Here is an 18159-nt window from a genome sequence, read left to right on the forward strand (position 1 = left end):
GGAAAATACTAGACCGGGCCACCACAAGGCGAGGCCAGCACCACCACCAGATCCGCAAGGTTGGTGCCGGTGGGCGGACAGCGGACCAGCCCGCCCATCGCTTCAAGACAGGGGTGGGAATCATGGGCTTCAAGCGCGGCACGGGCGGCATCGGCATGGCCCAGCATCTCGCTGGTCACGCAACCGCCGGCGGCATCGGTGGGCCCGTCCCGGCCATCGGTTCCTGCGGCAAGAAGCACCCATTCGCCGCCAGAATTGGCCTCCGCCATGGCCGCAAGAAAGGCAAGGGCAAGCTCCTGCGAGCGCCCGCCAAGGCCATGTCTGGCGGGCAGGCGAACAACCGTCTCTCCCCCGGCAACTCCCGCCAGCGGCTGCGTTGCCTCCCTGATGAGTTCGGCCAGCTGCCTGCCCATGGCTGAAGCCTCACCTTCAAGCGGCGGCAGCGTCACCGCGGCCGGGCCAAGCGAGGCCAGGGCCGCCTCAACGCAGATGCTGTTGCTGGCCAGGATGGAGGTTTCGATCTTATCAAGCCGCTTGTCTCCTTGCATGAGCGGCATTTCCGCATCCCCGGCCCGGAGACGCGCCAGCGCCTCCCCTACCCAGCTTTCGTTGAGGAGGCCGGATGCCTCAAGATACCCCAGGGTGACGTCGAATGGCGTTGTTTCGGCGGCAAATGGCCCGCTTGCGATCGAGATCAGGGCATCACCCGGCACATCGGAAAGCGCCCATTGCGTGATACGCGCCGGTGCCGCAAGCGCCGCCAGACGCCCACCCTTGACGCGTGAGAACAGGCGGCGGACGGCGTTCATCGCATGGATATCAAGACCGCTTCCGAGCAGGGCCTGGTTGAGCCTGATCTTGTGATCCAGGGTCAGGCCAGGCATGGGCAGGGCCATCAGCGCCGAGCCGCCACCGCTCAACAATACGAGAAGATGATCATCCTCCCCAAGTCCGGAAAGCCGCGCCGAGATCGCCGCCGCCGCATCGAGGCTGCCCTGATCAGGCACGGGATGGCCGCCTCTATAGAGCTCAAACCCGGTGACCTGCCGCGCGTTTTCCCTGTTGGTGACCAGCATTCCCGGCGCGTTGATGCCTTGGTTCCGGCACGCCTCGGCCATGGCAACCGCGGCCTTTCCAATCCCGAGAACAAAGGTGGGGGCAGATTCAAGATCCCTGATGGCCGTGGCTATGGCGCGGGCAGGTGAGGCAGCAGCAAGGGCGGCGGCAAATGCAGTTTCGGCCCGGTGCTTCAATTCTGCTATGGTCATGTGACGGGATCAGGCACGTCCCGGCCAGCAAAAAAAGCTTCAAGATTGCGGACAACCTTCATCCCCATGGCGTTTCGTGTCTCCAGCGTCGCCGAACCCAGATGCGGCAGCAGAACGGTATTCGGGGCCGCCAGCAGGCGCGGATTGATCACCGGTTCACCCTGAAAGACATCCAGTCCGGCGCCGCCGATGCGGCCAGACAAGAGCGCCTCAGCCAGCGCCTCCTCATCCACGACATCACCCCGGGCGGTGTTGATGACCACGGCATCGGGTTTCATCGCTGACATGGCCTCAGCATTCAGGATATGACGTGTTTCCTCCCCGCCGGGGCAATGCAGGCTGATGATATCGGCGCGGGCAGCGACATCGCTGACCGTGGCCAGTTGTTCGGCCTCAAACGGGCCGACATCATCGAGGCGGGAACGGTTGTAGAACACCACCTTCATGCCGAAGCCGAGGGCCGCGCGGCGGGCGGTGGCCCGGCCTATCCGCCCCATGCCGATAATGCCGAGCGTCTTGCCGGTCATCTCCCGGCCAAGCAGATGCGTCGGCCGCCAGCCTGCCCATTCACCGCTTCGGAGTTCACGCTCCCCTTCACCGGCGCGGCGGCAGGTCATGAGCATGAGCGTGAGGGCGATATCGGCGGTGGCATCGGTCAGCACCCCGGGGGTGTTCGTCACCACGATGCCGTGGCGTGCTGCCGCTGCTGTATCAATGTGGTTTACGCCAACGCCGAAATTGGCAATGATCCGGCAGTTGCCGGCGGCGGCGTCAAGGACGCTGGCATCGAGCCGGTCCGTCACCGTGCAGGCGATCCCGTCATGCGCCTTCATGGCGGTGATCAGGGCTTCTGGTGCGAGTGGTCTGTCTTCTGGATCAACGGTCACGTCAAAAGCCGCACGGAGCGCATTTTCGGATTCTTCGGGCCAGTGGCGGGTGAGCAGAATGCGTGGCTTGGACATGGGCGGTCTCCTTTTTTTGCGGCGACGCGATCAGCGCGTCTTGATCCGGTCATGGATGGCGAGCACGGACCGGGCCATCCTCTCATTGGCGGCGTCGATCATCCGGCCTTCATAGGCGGCAGCCCCCTTGCCTTCGGCGGCGGCCAGATCAAGTGCCGCAAGAATACCTCTGGCGCGGGTAACTTCATCTTCGCTCGGGGAAAACACGGCATTGGCCAGCGGTATCTGCGCCGGATGAATGGCCCATTTGCCCGCCATCCCGAGGCTCGATGCCCGGCGGGCGGCGGCGTCATACCCGGCCGGATCACCGAAATCACCAAAGGCGCTGTCCATGGGAACAAGCCCGTTGGCCCGGCAAGCCGCCACAATACGCGACAGGATGGCATGGAACTGATCCCCCGGATAATCGGGGTTGAGTCCGCCGATATCGACGGTTCGTGCCTGAATGCTGGCGGCAAAATCACCGGCGCCGAAATGCAGGGCTTCGAGCCTTGGCTTGCCGATATCACGGTTATATCTTGCGATCGCTTCAAGATTGGCGGCGCCGGCGGCTGTTTCGATCAGCCCTTCGAGGGCGGGCGGGGCAAACCCCTTCGCGGTCGCGATCTGGGTGATGAGGCAATCGGCGGCATAAAGATCCTCCGGCCCGCCGACCTTGGGCAGGATGACGGTATCGATCCTGTCTCCGGCGGCTTCCAGCACATCGACAAGATCACGATACGTCCAGGAAGTATCAAGGCCGTTCACCCGAAGCGAGATTGTCTTGCCGGTGCCGGACCAGTCAATTTCCCTGAGGGCCGTGACCACCAAGAGGCGCGCGGCCGCCTTCTCGCCTGCTGAAACGGCATCTTCAAGATCGAGGAAAACAGCATCGGCATCGGTGGTCGCGGCCTTGGTCATCATCTTCATGGATGAGGCCGGAACCGCCAGCAGACAGCGACGCAGACGAGGTGATGGATCGGGGGTCAGACGATGGCTCATGGGATTGAATTTTCGCTTTGTTTTATCGGTTTCTCTAACCATAATATCAATTGACGCAATGTCCAGCCAGCATCAAGACCGCTTTGCAAGAATATGACCATGATTACAACAGAACAGATTACAAACTATCAGCACGACGGGGCGGTCCACCTGCCCGGCCTTTTCAAGGACTGGGTGGATGTCATCCGCGACGGGATTGAGATGAATATGGCCGAACCGGGGGAATATGCCGCGGAAAACACCAAGGCAGGCGACAGCGGCAGATTTTTCGATGATTACTGCAACTGGCAGCGAATCCCCGCCCTTGAAGAGATCATGCTCCGGTCTCCGGCAGCAAAGGCGGCGGCCGAACTCATGCGTTCAGAGACGGCGCAGATCTTCCATGATCATGTGCTTGTCAAGGAGCCGGGCACCTCAAAGCCGACGCCATGGCACCAGGATGCGCCCTATTATTTCGTCGAAGGTGAGCAGAATCTGAGTTTCTGGATCCCGGTTGATCCGGTGAAAGAGGCCACGTTGCGGATGATCGCCGGCTCCCACCGCTGGGAGAAGATGGTCCTGCCCGTACGCTGGCTGAACGAGGATGCCTTCTACCCCGATGACGACGAATACCTGCCGGTGCCGGACCCGGACCGCGAGCCGGAAGCCTATCGCGTGCTGGAATGGGAGCTTGAGCCGGGGGATGCGGTGGCGTTTCATTTCAAATGTGTCCATGGCGCGCGGGGCAACATGAACGCCTCCCGGCGGCGGGCCTTGTCGCTCAGGTTTCTGGGGGATGATGCCCGTTACGTCACCCGCCCCGGACGCACCTCCCCGCCTTTCCCCGGCCATGGCATGACCGATGGCGAGAAACTCCGCGAAGACTGGTTCCCCATCGCTTACCGGGCGGCCTGAGACTCAAGGACGGGGCGCGGCGCCTTTATCGCGAATGGCGGATCAGGCTGAAACTGGCTGATCTTCTTCGGATCTGGGTGTCACCAGCGCAAGCCCGATCATCATCAGCCCCAGCGCAAGCCAGACCCACCAGGAATGGGTTTCACCGAAAATATACATCCCCCAGAACACCCCCGAAAGAGTGACAAGATACCCGGTCTGGCTGGCAAAAACCGGCCCGAACATGCTGACGGACATCACGAACATGGTATAGGCGACGACGGATATCAGGGACAGACCTATCACCGCATATTCCATGCTGCCGAAAGGAAAGCTGAAGACAAGAAGGCTGTCGTTCCAGCTGGCCAGCGGGAAAAGCATCAGGGCCGCCATCACGTTCATGCCAAGCGACATGCGGATGGGGCCGATGCGCGAGACTGCCCGTGCCGCCAGCACCAGATTCTCGCCTGAATAGCTGAGCGAACTGATGCAGGCGAGAAGGATCCAGGGTATCGCCGCACGATCCGGCAGGCTGTTCTGCGGCAGGGCTATGAGCGCGATGGCCGCAATACCGCAAAGCAGGCCGGCAAATCTCTTGACCGAGAACCGCTCCATGCCAAGCGGCACCGACGCGCCGTAAGTCATCAGCGGGATCAGCGCAATGGTGATGGAAAGCACGCCTGCCTGAACATGGGGAGCCGAATAATAGAAAAGCGAGCCGGGCAGGACGGCGCCAAGTATTCCGATGATCGTGATCAGCCGGAGATGGTTGCGCAGCTCAAGGACAGATTTGCGCCGGACCAGCGAGACCACCAAGAGAACGGTCGCCGAAAACATCGCCTGAAAAAGCGCAATCCCCAAGGGCGCTCCGCCGCTTTCAACGGCGATCTTGCCAAGCGAGAAAGACAACCCCCAGCTTACCCCCATGATGGTCAGAAATACCCAAGGGAGCAACTGCTTCCAGCGTATCCTTGAACGTGCCGTCAAAATCATCGCCGATACACCAGAAAATTTCCTGCATGAGGTTGATGATCTGAATATGGCACAAGATGGAATAAATTCCAGCCCGGAAAGATTTTTTACCAGCCCGTCCGGTTGATGATCATCTGGGCGGCGCGGGAATATTCCGCCAGCGACTCGATCGGCAAGGTGTCGACCCTGAAACTGCCCCATGACGCCACTTCACTATCTGCCGAAACCGCCGGATTGACGGGATATTCAAAATTCACGCTGGCATAGATCGACTGGGCCTCTTTTTCGGTCAGCCATTCAAGAAAGGCCCGGGCCTCTTCTGCCCGGGGGGACGTCCGGACGATCCCGCCGCCGGAAATGTTGATATGCTGGCCACGATCTTCCTGATTGAGAAAGACAAGACGGATGCTTTCAGCCCAGAGTTTCTGTTCCGGGTTGTCGGTGTTGAATTTCATGTTACCGTAGTAATAGGTATTCATGAGCGCAACATCACATTCACCGGAAAAGATGGCCTTTGCCTGGGCCCGATCATTCCCTTGCGGCTTGCGGGCAAGATTGGCCACCAGCCCCCGCGCCCATGCTTCGGCTTCGGCTTCGCCATGATGGGCAATGAGCGAGGCCAGCAAGGCCCGGTTATAGACATGGCTGCCTTTGCGTGAACATACCCGGCCTTTCCATTTCGGATCAGCAAGATCCTCGATGCGGGAGATGCTGCCTTCGGCAACACGATCCTTCGAGACGGCGAGTATCCGGGCCCGGGTCGAGAGTGCAATCCAGCGGCCCTCCTTTTCACGCAAGTACTGTGGGACATTGCGCTCAATCACCGGGGAGCTGACCGGAGCAAGCAGATCAAGCTCCGCCAGTTCCACAATGCGCGACACATCACTGGTCAGCACGATATCCGCCGGTGACGACGCGCCTTCGGCCTGAAGCCGCTGGGCCAGCCCCTGCGGCGCGTGAACGACGTTGAATTCCGTTCCTGTCTTTTTGCCATATGCCTCAAGCAGCGGCGCAAGCAACTGGGGGGCGCGGTAGGAATAGATATTCAGCGTCCCGGCAAAGGCCGGTGCGACAACGCCCAAGGCCAGAAGAACTGCCAGAACCAATCGACGATACAGGTGCATGATGCCCTCTCCATAGGTGAGAATGATTATCAATCTCATTTAAACAACTGAATTTGTCAACACCCAAATTTCCATCAAGCGAGATAAAATTCCGGCCGGATTTTCCCCTTTGCGAGCGGGGAGGATTCAGATCGACACCGGCCGCCGGTTCAGATGCCAAAACCCGGCTCAAACCCTGCCGGTGCAAGTTCAAGGGTTCTGAAATCAAAGGCAGGCGCGACAATATTGCTGGCGAGAACCCAGCCGGACTGGCTCGACGCCGCCTGCCAGGCCCCACGCGGAATGATGAGTTGAGGACGCTGGCCTTTGGCGATGTCCATCCCGAGGCGATGCGTCTGGACAGGGCCATCGCCTTCCCTGACATAGAGGGACAACACCGATCCTGCATGCCAGGACCAGACTTCATCCGCATCCCTGATCCGGTGCCAATGGGCTGTCTCCCCTTCTTTGAGAAGAAAATAGATGACGGAAACCTCCCCCCGGCTGCCAGCGGGGGAATTTCCGGTGAAGGTTTCAAGATACCAGCCCCCTTCGGGATGTGCCTTGAGGCCAAGCTGGTCAATGATATCGTCTGCTTCCATCATGTCGTTCCAGATATTCACATAAACGAAGGATGACCCTTCTTTTTTGAAAATATACCCAGAATGGCGCGCAAGAAAAGACCTATATGCCAAAGAATGACGCCAGCAGAAACGCCCCCAACCCGGCTGCCACCGCCACTATCATGTTGCCGCGCCAGAGCATGACTCCAAGAGCCACGATCAGCGCCGCCAGCCGCCAGCTCAGTTCGGTCGTCGCCACAAGCCCGCTCGGGAAGACGACAATCAGCATCATGACACCGGCAACCATGGCATAGGCTACGCCATTGATCCATTGCGACCAGAGGCTATCCTGGGGGATGAGGTCTCCGATCACGACGCCGAGAAATCGCCAGACAAACGTGCCGATAAATGCAAGAAAAACGAGAAGCCAGAGGTAAAGCTGATCTGCCATCATCCCGCCCCTTTATCCGTGCCGCGCCAGAGCATCACCAGCGTCCCGCCAAGCAGGCCGGCGGCGAGAATCGCCCATTCCCCGATCAGCGGAAACAGGATCGGGCAGAGCACGCCGCCGGCCAGACCCGCCAGACGATTACGCACCCGGCGCGCGTTGATCACCATCATCAGGATATAAAGCGGCGTGATGACGAGTATCGCGCGCAAGACCTCCTCCGGCACCAGATCGGCCATGGTGAACCCTGTCACGGTACCGATGAGCCCGGCACCGAAAATCATCCCGCCCAGACCGGAGAAATACGAGATCAGCAATGGCGGCGGGTAGCGATCTTCCACCACGCCAAGCTGAACCCAGGACGTGATGGCAAGCATCTGGACCAGCAGCAGCCGCTTCCAGAACGGCAGGGGATGATGCCTGAAGCCCATCATTTCAACGCCAGAGATGGTCATCAGCAGCATCCGCATATTGGCAAGGGTGACGGCGGTGAAAATCACCAGCGCCGATGCCCCTGCCATGTGCAGCGACGCCATTGCCACCTGCCCGGGCATTCCCCAGACAAGGATGGTGGTGGCCAGCGTCTCCGCCATGCCGAACCCCGCTTCCTTGGCGATCGCGGCAAACCCCACCATGGTGGAAAAAATGCTGATCGCCGGAATACCAAGCGCATCACGCATCCCGTCCTTTCGCGCCCGGACCATAGGCGACCGGGACAGATCAGGTGATGCGGCCGAAGAAGTCATGACAGGTATGCTCTCAAAAAAAGCTGGCGGAAAAACATGGCCGGAACGAAATGCCGGAATTCATATTGACCCAGATGAAGAGATAAATTCAAGCCGTCTTTGAAATGCACCCTATAAAACAAGCGCCCGAAGGATATCTGCTGAAAAACCGCGCCCCTCTCCCCCTCAGAAGAGTTGCCGTCCTGCTTTCGCGTGTGGTATGTCTTGGCCATCATTGACGTATTCTTGGCAGGAGATATGGATGAAAGGCACGGCGCCCACGATCATCGTGCATGATCATGATCTGCCCGATGGCCTCGATCTCGGCAACAGCGTTGCGATCGATACCGAAACCATGGGGCTCAATCATCTCCGGGACCGGCTCTGCCTTGTGCAGATTTCATCCGGGGACAATTCGGCCCATCTTGTGCGGATACATCGCGACCGGAAACCTGCCCCGAACCTTGCCCGGATGCTCGCTGACCCGGAGATCGAGAAGATTTTCCATTTTGCCAGATTTGATCTGGCCGCACTGATCCACGGCATCGGCCCTGTCCATGGACCTATCTTCTGCACCAAGATCGCCTCCAAACTGATCCGCACCTATACCGACCGCCACGGGCTGAGCGAGCTGGTGCGGGAAATTCTGGGCATGGAATTATCCAAGCAGCAGCAATCTTCGGACTGGGGCGCGGAAAACCTGACACCAGAACAGGAAACCTATGCCGCATCGGACGTGCTGTATCTGCACCAGATCAAGGCATCGCTTCTTGAACGGCTTGAACGCGAAGGCCGCCTTTCCGAAGCTGCCGCATGCTTTGCCTTCCTGCAAACCAGGGCGGAGCTTGACCTCAGCGGCTTTGAAAGCATGGATATCTTTTCCCACTAAACCCAACGGCCGAACGGAACATCCCGATCCATGACCGAGACAACACCACCCGAGACCACCAAGGCCGAGGCCGCAGGCACCGATAAATCCTTCAGCTTCGCGCCACGCAAGCGGGACAGGTCATCGGCAAAATCCATGGTCGAAGCCTCACGGCGTCACCGTGCGATACGGGCCGGGCTGATCCTCGGGGTTGGCGTTGCCGTCATCGCCATTGGCGGTCTTCTCGGCCTCGGCAAGAAGGCAGATATCAAGGTGCAGATCAAGGCAGAGACCGCGACAACACCGGAAAGCCGCAATGTCGAGCTCAAGGGAGCCAGTTACAAGGGGGTGACCTCCGGCGGCAATGATTTCATCGTTCTTGCCGAAACGGCAACAGAAAACCCGGACAGACCCAATCTGATCAATATGGACTCGCCCCGCGCGCGTGTTGATACCGCAAGCGGCAATCCCATCACCATCCGGTCTAATGAGGGAGAGTTCTTCCGTGATGAGAACAAGGTAAATCTCAGCGGCCGTGTGGTGATTGTCCGCCCTGATCTGGGATACACGCTGCTGACCGAGAAAGCCGATGCCGACCTCGATACAGGCCGCATGACCTCGAATACCGAGGTCCGGGGCTACGGGCCAAAAGCAAATATCCGTTCCAACGGGATGATCATCGACGACAAGGGCAACGATTTAACCTTTCTCGGCCACGCCATTCTTGTGCTCAATCAGGCAATCCGGGTCAACGATTAGGAGATACTTCAAGCATGTTCAGGGAAAACCGCATCCAAAGCCTTTTCATAAGCATCCTTACCGTCATCCTCCTTGGCCTTGCTGCCATTACCCCCGCCATCGCCCAGACAAGCGAGACCGATCTCACCGTTGAAGCGGATGAAAGCCTGAAATGGCTGCGGGTGGAAAAGCAATATATCGCCACCGGCAACGCAATCGCCAGACAGGGCGGCATGACCCTGAAGGCCGAGGTCATCACCGCCCATTATGTCGAGGAAAACGAAACCGGCACACCCACCGCTGATGCAGACGAGATCAGCATTTCCCTTATCATCGGCGACAAAAATGCCGAATTCACCCGCCCGGGCGTCATCGCAACAGCCGACAGAATCGAATATAACCTTGCAACCGAGCAAATCATCCTCACCGGCGGCAACCCGAAAATCGACAATAACCGCAACACGCTTGAGGCCAGCGAAAGTCTCAATTACGACCGCGCAAGCCGACTTGTGACCGCCATCGGCAACGCCGAGCTGATCCTGACCAATGGCCGCGAGCTCAGAGGTGATCGCATTGAGGCGGTGCTCAATGAAGATGAAACCGACTTCATCACGATCATGGCAAAGGGCAAGGCCGAAGTCATCAGCCCCGGGGTGGCCGGAGCACGTGAGGGCAAAGCCGATCACATGATCTATGACCAGACCACCGGCATCGCGAACCTGACCGGCAATGTCACGCTCAAGGACAACACCAATATCATGACCGGTGACAAAGCCGTGATCGACACTGTTGCGGGCACATCGACCCTGTCATCCGAAGGCGGCCGCGTCGGCGGGGTGTTCACGAAAACGAAATAGAATTCCAGCCCTGCCAGCATTATCCGGATTGGTCAGGATGATGCGGTTGTATTCATTGCATTTCTTTGATAGTGTTAACCCAAGATCAGGGATAACCTGCGGCGATTGTTTCAAGAGACCACATCCAGATGAACACCAGCCCCAACCAGGACTTCAGCCAGCCACGATTGGTGCATAGCAACACGGAAATGTCTGGCCTTGTCGCCAAGCAGATCGGCAAGTTCTACGACAAGAAGCGTGTTGTCCGCAATGTCACCATCAATGTCAAACGAGGCGAGGCGGTGGGGCTTCTGGGGCCAAACGGGGCCGGCAAGACAACCTGTTTCTACATGATCTCCGGCCTTGTCAAAAACGACGAAGGCAGCATTCTCCTTGACCAGACGGATATCACGGATGTGCCTGTTTTCCGGCGGGCGCAGCTGGGCATCGGCTATCTGCCGCAGGAAGCCAGCATTTTCCGCGGGCTTACGGTGGAACAGAATATCCGCGCCATTCTCGAGACGATCGAATCCGATCCCGAAATTCGCAATATCATGCTCGAAGAGTTGCTGGTGGAATTCGATCTCGGCCACCTTCGGGCGTCAAGCGCGCTGACGCTTTCCGGCGGGGAGCGTCGACGTGTCGAGATTGCCCGGGCCCTTGCCGCCCGGCCGACCTTTCTTCTACTTGATGAACCTCTTGCCGGGATTGATCCGATTGCCATTTCGGAAATCCGCGAGTTGATCGGCCAGCTCAAGAATCACGGCCTCGGGGTGCTGATCACGGACCATAATGTGCGCGACACGCTGAATATCGTTGACCGGGCCTATATCATGCATGACGGCCGGGTCATCATGTCCGGAACCCCTGATGACGTGGTCCGTGACCGCAATGTTCAGGATGTCTATCTCGGCAGCAATTTCACCCGCTGATCCTCCGTTTAGGATATTGACATCATCCCTCCGTTCTTCTATCAACGCATCGTTCCTTTAATGGAAAAAATTTACCAATTCAGGCAGGGCCTTTCGTCCCGTTAAACACATGAAAATCAGCTCAATCATGACACCTGATGATATTGTCATCGGGCTAAAAGCGAACAGCAAAAAACAGGTCCTGCAGGAAATGGTCCGGCGTATAGCCGAAACCATCCCCGAGCTTGATCAGCGTGCCGTCCTTGACCAGATCCTGGAACGTGAACGCCTTGGCTGCACCGGTATCGGCGACGGCGTTGCCATCCCGCATGCACGATGCGCCTTTCCCGCCGAGCTCCGCGGCACCCCTATAGCGATGCTCGCGCTCCTCGAGAAGCCGGTGGATTATCAATCGAATGATGAAAAGCCGGTCGATATCGTCTTCATGCTGCTGGCACCGGAAAACCCTGGTGGCGAGCATCTGACGGCGCTTGCGCTTGCTTCGAGAATTCTGCGGGTTCCGGCGCGTGCGTCCGAGTTGCGGGGCTGCACCAACAGCGATGCTGTCTGGACGCTGCTGAATAGCGATAGCGTCTCAAACGCCGCCTGACATACCGGCTTTCTGTACTATAATACTGACAATACCTCTTTCCGGATATATGCTGGATCGAGGAGATTACGCATTTGACCACCCGCTTTCCTTCGCTTCACGGCAACATGCTTGGAATTGCCTATATGATCATGGCGGTTCTTGCCGGCGTGGTCACCTCGCTTATCATCAAGGAGCTGAGCCCCCTCGGAACGGTGCTGGTGCTTTTGTCGTTGCGATTTGTTTTCAGCATCCCGCCGCTGGCGCTGGCCGCCTTTGTCGCGCGGGGACGGTCGATGCTGAGTGTCAGCCGCTGGGACCGGCTGCTGATGCGAATCGTTACCGGCCAGATCGGCATCATCTTCTGGTTTCTGGCGATTACGCATATTTCCCTCGGGCAGGCAACGGCGCTATTCCAGTCCTCGGCCATTTTTGTGACGATCCTCTCCCCGCTGATCCTCAAGGAAAAAGTGGGGATCTATCGCGGCTCGGCGGTGTTCATCGGGCTTATCGGCATTTTCATGCTCACCAATCCTTTTGCGGAAAGCCTCAATATCGGTGCCCTGTTCGGGCTTGGCTCGGCGATTTCCGGGGCGTTTCTCGTTGTGCTGCTGCGCATGCTGGGGCGAACCGATGAACCGGTCACCGTGTCGCTATGGCATAATATTACCGGCGCCCTGCTTTATCCGGTGCTGGTGCTGATCACAGGAGAGACCGGATATATAAACGGGATTGTGCCGGAGCATCTGCTGCTACTGGTGATTCTCGGCATCGGGGCATCCTTCGTGCAGATCGGATTCACCTCCGCCTATCGCCATGGAGAGGCGGCGGTGCTGGTGCCTATCCGGTATCTTTCGGTGCCGATTGCCGGCCTCCTTGGATGGTGGATCTGGGCGGAAAAGCTGGATCTGATCGAAATCACCGGGATGGTGATTGTGGTGGCGTCGTGCCTGTTCATCTCCATCCGTGAATATCGGCTCAGCCGCAAGGCCGCCACGCCGCGAATCTCGGTCACCGAAAAAGATCAATCGCAACCGGTGTGATCGACGCCAGCAGCAACAAGGCCATCGTGACATTGAACACCCGCAGGCGGACCGGTGTCCTGATCCACTGGCTGATAATCAACCCGAAAGCAGCCCAGGCCATGGTTGACAGAAGCGCTATCGCCATGGCGGTGAGCAGCATCATGACAAACTGGCCGAGAAACGGATCATCGGGGGTGATGAAGGTCGATACCATGGTCACCCCGACCACCACCCCCTTGGGGTTGATCAGCTGAAAACTGGCGGCCTCCCAGAAATATTGCGGGCGGCCGCGACTGTCGGCGGAGGAACTCCCCTCGCTTCGGGCAATACCCCAGGCCAGATAGCCGATGAAAATGAGGGCGGCCACGCGAAGCACCTGCTGGGCCAGAGGAAAGATACGGAAAATCTGATCAAGCCCCACCCCGGCCAGAAGCAACACGCAACCGAAGCCGATCGTCACGCCAAGCATATGCGGCAATGTCCGGATAAAACCGAAATTCACCCCGGAGGATGCCAGCATGATATTGTTCGGCCCCGGGGTGAAGGACGCTACAATCAGAAATCCCAGCATCGGGAGATAAAGAGAGGTAAAGGTCATGATGGTGATATCTTTTCAGGACGGAGTCTATCACCTGCTCACTTGCCAAGACAACCTCTGAGACTATCTTCGGAAGAAAGAGATGCGGGATTGATCCCGTCCTGACCCCGCTCATGGAGACCGATATGAAATTCCCAGCCCTGATCACCCTGACTTTCAGCCTTGTCCTCGGCCTGTCCACCGCCAGCGCTGACGTGATCGGCGAGCGGAAAGCCAATTTCAGAAAGAATGTCGACGCGCTCAAAGCGATCAACACGGCAATCCCCGAAGGCGATCATGCCGCGGTTGCCGCCGCCGCATCCGTCGTCGCCAACTGGTCCCGGGACATGACGGCCTTCTTCCCCAAAGGCTCGGACGAAGGCGACACCAAGGCACGTCCTGAAATCTGGATGGAGTGGGAAAAATTCGTATCGCTTGCCAAAAATGCCGAAGACAGCGCGCTTGCCCTTGCTCAACTGGCCAAGGCAGGCAACGCCGAAGCCCTGCCCGGCGCGCTCAACACCCTTGGGGCAAGTTGCAAGGCCTGCCACAACTCCTTCAAATACTAGGGGGCTGAACCTGCCATCGGCAAGGGTGGCGAATTTCAGTAAAAGCGGTTTCCAAGAAAGCTGAGGAGGTGCATGGCGCCAATAAGAGCTGCCATCAGCACCAACCCGGCGATCTGGTGACGGCGTGAAACGGGGCGGGCCTGCGGGTCCGTTCCGCCGCTGATCATGGCAGGCACAAGCCGGATGCCGAAAACAACCCGATAGATCAATATCGCCGCCAGATGCAGAATGATCAGGGCAAAAACAACCACTTCTGCGCGATGGTGAAGCGTGCTGGCCATATTGGTGAAATCGCCGACATAGGCGGCCAGCGGCCCTTCATAAAGCACATCGTCATTCGACATCATGCCAAGACCTGCCATCGCGGCCAGCACCAGCAGGATCACGACGGTGGCATATGCCCCGGTCGGGGCATGGCCGGGGCGATGATCCCTTGCCCCGGCAATCCGCGCGCGAATATAGGAGATCACCGCAGATGGCGGTACCATGAAGCGGCTGAACCTGGCGTGGTGACTGCCCGCAATCCCCCAGACAATGCGAAACATCACCAATCCTGCCACGGTCAGCCCGAATTTTTCATGCAGGAACATATTTTCGATCTTGGCGCTGACGATGGAGCCGATCACCGATGCCATGAGCAGCCAGTGAAACACGCGCAAGGGCAGATCCCAGACCACGCCTTCCTGCTGGTGTTCCGGCTCGATATGGTCTTCGGTCTTGCTCATCCTCGCATCCTGCCGCATTCTTGAGGCAACAGCAAGCAGAGGGGGGGAGAAATGCCGAGAGTGACCATGCAGCAAGCCCTGATGGGCAGGGATGGCGCGCTCCTGGCGCTGGCCCGGGAAGACAAGGAGATTGCCGCGGCGCTCGAACAGTTCGGCCCGCCACCTGACCGGACGCTTGAGCCGGGCTTTGCAACGCTGGCCCGTATCATCATCGGCCAGCAGATTTCAACGAAAGCAGCAGCATCCGTCTGGGGCAGGATGATCGCAGCAGGGCTTGACAAGAGCGCCATCGCCGCCGCCGCACCTGAGCCGATCCTTCGTGAGGCCGGTCTTTCCGGCCGCAAGGCCGAATATATAAAAGGCCTTGCTGAAGCGGTTGAATCCGGAGATCTTGATCTGGCGGCGCTTGCGCATATGGCGGGAGAGGAAGCCAGCCGGAAGCTCACCTCCCTGCGCGGGATCGGGGCCTGGACCGCCGACAATTACCGGCTTTTCGTGCTGCTTGACATGGATGCCTGGCCCTATAACGATCTCGCGCTGCAGGAAGGCATGAAAATCCTCAAATCCCTCAATGCTCGTCCCGGTGGCGAGATGATGGCCGAGATGGGGAAGCCGTGGAAACCGTATCGCGGCGCCGGAGCGCTGATGCTCTGGCATGTCTATGCCCAGCATCGCCATGCCGCCACCGTGACGGATATCGGCTGATATCTCTCTAGAACAGATCCATCTGCCAGAACAGATCCATCTGCCAGAACAGATCCATCTGCTAGAACAGATCCATCTGCTAGAACAGATCCATCTGCGCGGGCGGGGACTGGCCGTGGCGGTCATCTCGCCGGATCAACCCGGGATGGTTGGCCTTGATGGAACCGACTTCGGCTGATACCGGATGCCATCGGAGTGCCGCCCCATCTTCGGGCCTTGTCAGCGCCTCGATATCAGCCTGCGAGTTCAAGGGATCAAGCCAGTCCAGCCACTGATCTGCTGCCAGCACCACCGGCGAGCGGTGATGAATTGCGGCAAGCTCGCCTGCGGCCGAGGTGGTCACGATCACGCATCGCCTGCGTTCGGCCTCATCCCAGAAGAGGCCAGCCATGGCCATCGGCATTTCATCCGCAGGATGAATAAAATATGGCTGCTTTGGAGCTTTCCATTCATACCATCCCGTTGCCACGATGACACATCGCCGATGCCGGGCAGAAGCCGAGAAGGTGGGTTTTTCGAACATGGTCTCAGCCCTGGCATTGATCAGCGGGCGCTGGCCATGGAGGGAAGTCAGCCCCCATTCCATTTCGTCGAGTTCCGGCCCCTGGCTTGTCTTGATGACCGTATCGACGGCCATGCTCGGGGCGATGTTCCAGCGCGGCTCGGCGTTATGGCCCGGGCCGCCTGCCGCAGGGCCGCCGATGCCCGATGACACCAGCCTGAATTTCGCCTTGACCAGATCCGGGGAGGCGGCATTGGCAAAACGGCCACACATGTCATTTATCCTTTCCCGCCCGGCTCTCCATGGGTCAGGCTTAACATGCGGCGGTTGATCTGGCAAATCTGCGCAAGATGTGCCATGGTAGCGCCTTTCATGAAAGACGTCCCGATGCACCTGTCCCCATCCCAGATCACCCATCTTGAAACCATCGCCATCGATGCCGGCAACGCGATCATGCAGATCCGCAAGCGCGGTGTTGAGCGTGACCACAAGGCCGATGGCAGCCCGGTGACGGCAGCTGATCTCGCCGCCGATGAGATCATCACTTCAGGCCTGCTTGAGATTGCCCCTTCCCTGCCCGCGATCACGGAAGAAACCTATACCGGAGAGGATGATCATGAACCCGGTGAATACTGGTGCGTTGACCCCCTTGACGGCACCAAGGGGTATATCAATGGCGGCAAGGATTTCACCGTCAATATCGCCCTCATCCGAGACCGGCACCCCGTGCTTGGCGTGATCTATGCCCCGGCAACGGGAACGCTCTGGGCCGGGGCCGAATGCAAGGCCTGGAAGCGTCAGGCGGATATATCGGGGCAGGACGACCTGCTCACCAAAGCCAGCCTTGATGATCTGGGCGCGGCCTTTCCCATTTCAAGCCGGAAGGTGCGCCGGGAAGATCCGGATGTGGTGGCGACCCGGGCGCATCGTGGCCCTGCCCTCGAAGCCTGGATCGCGCGGATCGGGGCACAGTCTTCGGTGGCGGTGGGATCATCGCTCAAATTCTGTGTCATTGCCGAGGGCGAGGCTGATCTCTATCCGCGCATCGGCCCGACCATGGAATGGGATACCGCCGCTGGGCAGGCGATTGTCGAAGCTTCCGGCGGCCTCGTGATCGGCCCGGATGGAACCCCGTTCGGCTATGGCAAACCTGGGCGTCTCAACGGATATTTTGCCGCCATGGGGCAGGTGGACGGCTCGGTTCCATCAGAGTGGATCCCCCCGCATGAGGGCGGCGATGGCTGAGATTGTCCGCGCCGGGCCCGAAAATCTCGGAAAAGCCGCCGCGTATCTGCGGTCCGGCCAGCTGGTGGCCTTCGGAACGGAAACCGTCTACGGCCTTGGCGGCAACGCCACCGATGGCGAGGCCGTGGCCCGAATTTTCAAGGCCAAGGGCAGGCCGGCCTTCAACCCGCTGATCTCCCATCTGCCCGACGTCGAGGCTGCCTTCGGGCTTGGCAGGCCGACGCCGCTTGCGGAAACCCTGGCTGCCGCTTTCTGGCCCGGACCCATGACGCTTGTGCTTGACCAGCGGGAGGGATGCCCGGTCTCACCGCTCGCCACCAGCGGTCTTGACAGCATTGCGCTGCGCGTCCCCGGGGCAGCACAGGCGCGCGCCTTTCTCCATGAAGCGGCAATGCCGGTTGCCGCGCCTTCGGCCAATCGGTCAGGCCGGATCAGCCCGACACGCGCCCTTCATGTGGCCGATGAGCTTGGTGATGCGCCTGAACTTGCCCTCATACTGGATACGGGCCCGTGTATCGAGGGGCTTGAATCAACGGTCATCGATGCCCGCGGCAATGCGCCTGTCATCCTCCGGCCCGGCAGTGTCACGGCCGAGATGATCAAAGAGGTAACTGGGCTTGAGATCCATGCTCCGGGGGAAGATATCCTCAGCCCCGGGCAGCTCGCAAGCCATTACGCCCCGCGCACCCCTGTTGCGCTGAACCAGCCAGAACCGAAGGAAACCGATGCCTGGATCGGCTTTGGGGAACACCATGCCGGCCGGGCCCGGGCAATGTTTTCATTCAGCGAAACCGGTGATCTCATCGAAGCGGCGGCGCGCCTTTATGATATCCTGCGTCAGGCTGATGCGGCCGGTGCTGAACGTATCGCCATTGCGCCTATTCCGCAAGGCGGGATCGGGACTGCGATCAACGACCGATTGGCCCGGGCCGCGGCGGATACGGCGCCGCTTTCTGATTGATTGGTGCCACACC

General features: G+C 59.2%; 23 protein-coding genes. 12 read left to right on the plus strand and 11 right to left on the minus strand.

Going from position 1 to position 18159, the window contains the following annotated elements; genetic code table 11:
* Window positions 1-8: 8 nt before the first annotated feature.
* From AB8880_07485 to AB8880_07495, 3 genes are read right to left on the minus strand one after another with little or no spacing between them, the layout of a single operon-like run.
* The gene (locus AB8880_07485; protein ID XDZ64768.1) at window positions 9-1268 is read right to left on the minus strand and encodes a glycerate kinase; all 1260 of its coding nucleotides are present in this window, start codon (window positions 1266-1268) and stop codon (window positions 9-11) included.
* The gene (locus tag AB8880_07490) at window positions 1265-2230 is read right to left on the minus strand and encodes a 2-hydroxyacid dehydrogenase (protein XDZ64769.1); all 966 of its coding nucleotides are present in this window, start codon (window positions 2228-2230) and stop codon (window positions 1265-1267) included. The genes AB8880_07485 and AB8880_07490 overlap by 4 nt, the downstream gene beginning before the upstream one ends.
* A 30-nt stretch (window positions 2231-2260) precedes the next feature.
* Window positions 2261-3211, minus strand: coding sequence for a CoA ester lyase (locus tag AB8880_07495; GenBank protein ID XDZ64770.1), 951 nt, complete (start codon window positions 3209-3211; stop codon window positions 2261-2263).
* A 93-nt stretch (window positions 3212-3304) separates the two neighbouring features.
* On the opposite strand from AB8880_07495, the gene AB8880_07500 reads away from it, so the two are divergent.
* Window positions 3305-4105 (plus strand): phytanoyl-CoA dioxygenase family protein, encoded by an 801-nt coding sequence (locus AB8880_07500; GenBank protein XDZ64771.1) that lies wholly within the window; start codon window positions 3305-3307, stop codon window positions 4103-4105.
* Between the two features lie 42 nt (window positions 4106-4147).
* Here AB8880_07500 and AB8880_07505 read toward each other — a convergent pair whose 3' ends face one another.
* A complete protein-coding gene (locus AB8880_07505) occupies window positions 4148-5011 on the minus strand; it encodes a DMT family transporter (GenBank protein XDZ64772.1) in 864 nt (287 codons plus the stop codon).
* Between AB8880_07505 and AB8880_07510 the strand changes: the two genes are divergently transcribed.
* Complete coding sequence (locus tag AB8880_07510) at window positions 5010-5183, plus strand: hypothetical protein (GenBank protein ID XDZ64773.1); 174 nt, start codon at window positions 5010-5012, stop codon at window positions 5181-5183. The genes AB8880_07505 and AB8880_07510 overlap by 2 nt on opposite strands.
* Here AB8880_07510 and AB8880_07515 read toward each other — a convergent pair.
* From AB8880_07515 to AB8880_07530, 4 genes are all read right to left on the minus strand, one after another.
* Window positions 5164-6180: an extracellular solute-binding protein gene (locus AB8880_07515; protein ID XDZ64774.1), complete on the minus strand. Its 1017-nt coding sequence runs from the start codon at window positions 6178-6180 to the stop codon at window positions 5164-5166. The genes AB8880_07510 and AB8880_07515 overlap by 20 nt on opposite strands.
* A gap of 149 nt (window positions 6181-6329) precedes the next feature.
* Window positions 6330-6764, minus strand: a complete 435-nt coding sequence (locus AB8880_07520; GenBank protein ID XDZ64775.1) for a cupin domain-containing protein — start codon at window positions 6762-6764, stop codon at window positions 6330-6332.
* Window positions 6765-6843: 79 nt separating this feature from the next.
* On the minus strand, window positions 6844-7176 hold the full coding sequence (locus AB8880_07525; GenBank protein XDZ64776.1) for an AzlD domain-containing protein: 333 nt from the start codon (window positions 7174-7176) through the stop codon (window positions 6844-6846).
* Window positions 7173-7916, minus strand: coding sequence for an AzlC family ABC transporter permease (locus AB8880_07530; GenBank protein XDZ64777.1), 744 nt, complete (start codon window positions 7914-7916; stop codon window positions 7173-7175). The genes AB8880_07525 and AB8880_07530 overlap by 4 nt, the downstream gene beginning before the upstream one ends.
* Before the next feature lie 241 nt (window positions 7917-8157).
* On the opposite strand from AB8880_07530, the gene AB8880_07535 reads away from it, so the two are divergent.
* The 6 genes from AB8880_07535 (at window position 8158) to AB8880_07560 (ending at window position 12880) form a co-directional block, all read left to right on the plus strand.
* Entirely contained in the window at window positions 8158-8784 is a 627-nt protein-coding gene (locus AB8880_07535; protein ID XDZ64778.1) for a ribonuclease D, read from the plus strand.
* Window positions 8785-8814: 30 nt separating this feature from the next.
* Window positions 8815-9522: an LPS export ABC transporter periplasmic protein LptC gene (lptC, locus tag AB8880_07540; GenBank protein XDZ64779.1), complete on the plus strand. Its 708-nt coding sequence runs from the start codon at window positions 8815-8817 to the stop codon at window positions 9520-9522.
* Between the two features lie 14 nt (window positions 9523-9536).
* Entirely contained in the window at window positions 9537-10358 is an 822-nt protein-coding gene (locus AB8880_07545; GenBank protein ID XDZ64780.1) for an LptA/OstA family protein, read from the plus strand.
* A 188-nt stretch (window positions 10359-10546) separates the two neighbouring features.
* Window positions 10547-11269 carry an LPS export ABC transporter ATP-binding protein gene (gene lptB, locus AB8880_07550; protein ID XDZ67046.1) on the plus strand — a complete coding sequence of 241 codons (723 nt, stop codon included), beginning with the start codon at window positions 10547-10549 and terminating at the stop codon, window positions 11267-11269.
* Window positions 11270-11396: 127 nt separating this feature from the next.
* On the plus strand, window positions 11397-11858 hold the full coding sequence (locus AB8880_07555; protein XDZ64781.1) for a PTS sugar transporter subunit IIA: 462 nt from the start codon (window positions 11397-11399) through the stop codon (window positions 11856-11858).
* 74 nt (window positions 11859-11932) lie between these two features.
* Window positions 11933-12880: a DMT family transporter gene (locus tag AB8880_07560; GenBank protein ID XDZ64782.1), complete on the plus strand. Its 948-nt coding sequence runs from the start codon at window positions 11933-11935 to the stop codon at window positions 12878-12880.
* Here the strand turns inward: AB8880_07560 and AB8880_07565 are convergent.
* Window positions 12849-13460: a LysE family translocator gene (locus AB8880_07565; protein ID XDZ64783.1), complete on the minus strand. Its 612-nt coding sequence runs from the start codon at window positions 13458-13460 to the stop codon at window positions 12849-12851. The genes AB8880_07560 and AB8880_07565 overlap by 32 nt on opposite strands.
* 125 nt (window positions 13461-13585) lie before the next feature.
* On the opposite strand from AB8880_07565, the gene AB8880_07570 reads away from it, so the two are divergent.
* A complete protein-coding gene (locus AB8880_07570; GenBank protein ID XDZ64784.1) occupies window positions 13586-14008 on the plus strand; it encodes a cytochrome c in 423 nt (140 codons plus the stop codon).
* A 35-nt stretch (window positions 14009-14043) separates the two neighbouring features.
* Here AB8880_07570 and AB8880_07575 read toward each other — a convergent pair whose 3' ends face one another.
* Complete coding sequence (locus tag AB8880_07575) at window positions 14044-14733, minus strand: cytochrome b/b6 domain-containing protein (GenBank protein XDZ64785.1); 690 nt, start codon at window positions 14731-14733, stop codon at window positions 14044-14046.
* Between the two features lie 51 nt (window positions 14734-14784).
* Between AB8880_07575 and AB8880_07580 the strand changes: the two genes are divergently transcribed.
* Window positions 14785-15438, plus strand: coding sequence for a DNA-3-methyladenine glycosylase (locus tag AB8880_07580; GenBank protein ID XDZ64786.1), 654 nt, complete (start codon window positions 14785-14787; stop codon window positions 15436-15438).
* A gap of 79 nt (window positions 15439-15517) precedes the next feature.
* On the opposite strand, the gene AB8880_07585 is transcribed toward AB8880_07580, so the two are convergent.
* On the minus strand, window positions 15518-16213 hold the full coding sequence (locus tag AB8880_07585; GenBank protein XDZ64787.1) for an SOS response-associated peptidase: 696 nt from the start codon (window positions 16211-16213) through the stop codon (window positions 15518-15520).
* Between the two features lie 84 nt (window positions 16214-16297).
* Here AB8880_07585 and cysQ point away from each other — a divergent pair, with 84 nt between their 5' ends.
* Window positions 16298-17185: a 3'(2'),5'-bisphosphate nucleotidase CysQ gene (gene cysQ, locus AB8880_07590; protein XDZ64788.1), complete on the plus strand. Its 888-nt coding sequence runs from the start codon at window positions 16298-16300 to the stop codon at window positions 17183-17185.
* Window positions 17178-18146, plus strand: coding sequence for an L-threonylcarbamoyladenylate synthase (locus AB8880_07595; protein XDZ64789.1), 969 nt, complete (start codon window positions 17178-17180; stop codon window positions 18144-18146). The genes cysQ and AB8880_07595 overlap by 8 nt, the downstream gene beginning before the upstream one ends.
* Window positions 18147-18159 lie beyond the last annotated feature (13 nt).

Source organism: Alphaproteobacteria bacterium LSUCC0684 (assembly GCA_041228335.1).
Taxonomy (GTDB): Bacteria; Pseudomonadota; Alphaproteobacteria; order Puniceispirillales; family UBA1172.

Excerpts from the sequence above, each read along its gene's own strand:
- AB8880_07565 (XDZ64783.1), bottom strand. The coding sequence starts at position 13,460 with ATGACCTTTACCTCTCTTTATCTCCCGATGCTGGGATTTCTGATTGTA.
- AB8880_07490 (XDZ64769.1), bottom strand. The coding sequence starts at position 2,230 with ATGTCCAAGCCACGCATTCTGCTCACCCGCCACTGGCCCGAAGAATCC.
- AB8880_07585 (XDZ64787.1), bottom strand. The coding sequence starts at position 16,213 with ATGTGTGGCCGTTTTGCCAATGCCGCCTCCCCGGATCTGGTCAAGGCG.
- AB8880_07505 (XDZ64772.1), bottom strand. The coding sequence starts at position 5,011 with ATGGGGGTAAGCTGGGGGTTGTCTTTCTCGCTTGGCAAGATCGCCGTT.
- lptC (XDZ64779.1), top strand. The coding sequence starts at position 8,815 with ATGACCGAGACAACACCACCCGAGACCACCAAGGCCGAGGCCGCAGGC.
- AB8880_07535 (XDZ64778.1), top strand. The coding sequence starts at position 8,158 with ATGAAAGGCACGGCGCCCACGATCATCGTGCATGATCATGATCTGCCC.
- AB8880_07510 (XDZ64773.1), top strand. The coding sequence starts at position 5,010 with ATGATGGTCAGAAATACCCAAGGGAGCAACTGCTTCCAGCGTATCCTT.
- AB8880_07515 (XDZ64774.1), bottom strand. The coding sequence starts at position 6,180 with ATGCACCTGTATCGTCGATTGGTTCTGGCAGTTCTTCTGGCCTTGGGC.
- AB8880_07495 (XDZ64770.1), bottom strand. The coding sequence starts at position 3,211 with ATGAGCCATCGTCTGACCCCCGATCCATCACCTCGTCTGCGTCGCTGT.
- AB8880_07570 (XDZ64784.1), top strand. The coding sequence starts at position 13,586 with ATGAAATTCCCAGCCCTGATCACCCTGACTTTCAGCCTTGTCCTCGGC.
- AB8880_07580 (XDZ64786.1), top strand. The coding sequence starts at position 14,785 with ATGCCGAGAGTGACCATGCAGCAAGCCCTGATGGGCAGGGATGGCGCG.
- AB8880_07525 (XDZ64776.1), bottom strand. The coding sequence starts at position 7,176 with ATGATGGCAGATCAGCTTTACCTCTGGCTTCTCGTTTTTCTTGCATTT.
- AB8880_07520 (XDZ64775.1), bottom strand. The coding sequence starts at position 6,764 with ATGATGGAAGCAGACGATATCATTGACCAGCTTGGCCTCAAGGCACAT.
- AB8880_07555 (XDZ64781.1), top strand. The coding sequence starts at position 11,397 with ATGACACCTGATGATATTGTCATCGGGCTAAAAGCGAACAGCAAAAAA.
- AB8880_07500 (XDZ64771.1), top strand. The coding sequence starts at position 3,305 with ATGACCATGATTACAACAGAACAGATTACAAACTATCAGCACGACGGG.
- AB8880_07595 (XDZ64789.1), top strand. The coding sequence starts at position 17,178 with ATGGCTGAGATTGTCCGCGCCGGGCCCGAAAATCTCGGAAAAGCCGCC.
- AB8880_07545 (XDZ64780.1), top strand. The coding sequence starts at position 9,537 with ATGTTCAGGGAAAACCGCATCCAAAGCCTTTTCATAAGCATCCTTACC.
- AB8880_07485 (XDZ64768.1), bottom strand. The coding sequence starts at position 1,268 with ATGACCATAGCAGAATTGAAGCACCGGGCCGAAACTGCATTTGCCGCC.
- AB8880_07575 (XDZ64785.1), bottom strand. The coding sequence starts at position 14,733 with ATGAGCAAGACCGAAGACCATATCGAGCCGGAACACCAGCAGGAAGGC.
- lptB (XDZ67046.1), top strand. The coding sequence starts at position 10,547 with ATGTCTGGCCTTGTCGCCAAGCAGATCGGCAAGTTCTACGACAAGAAG.
- cysQ (XDZ64788.1), top strand. The coding sequence starts at position 16,298 with ATGGTAGCGCCTTTCATGAAAGACGTCCCGATGCACCTGTCCCCATCC.
- AB8880_07530 (XDZ64777.1), bottom strand. The coding sequence starts at position 7,916 with ATGACTTCTTCGGCCGCATCACCTGATCTGTCCCGGTCGCCTATGGTC.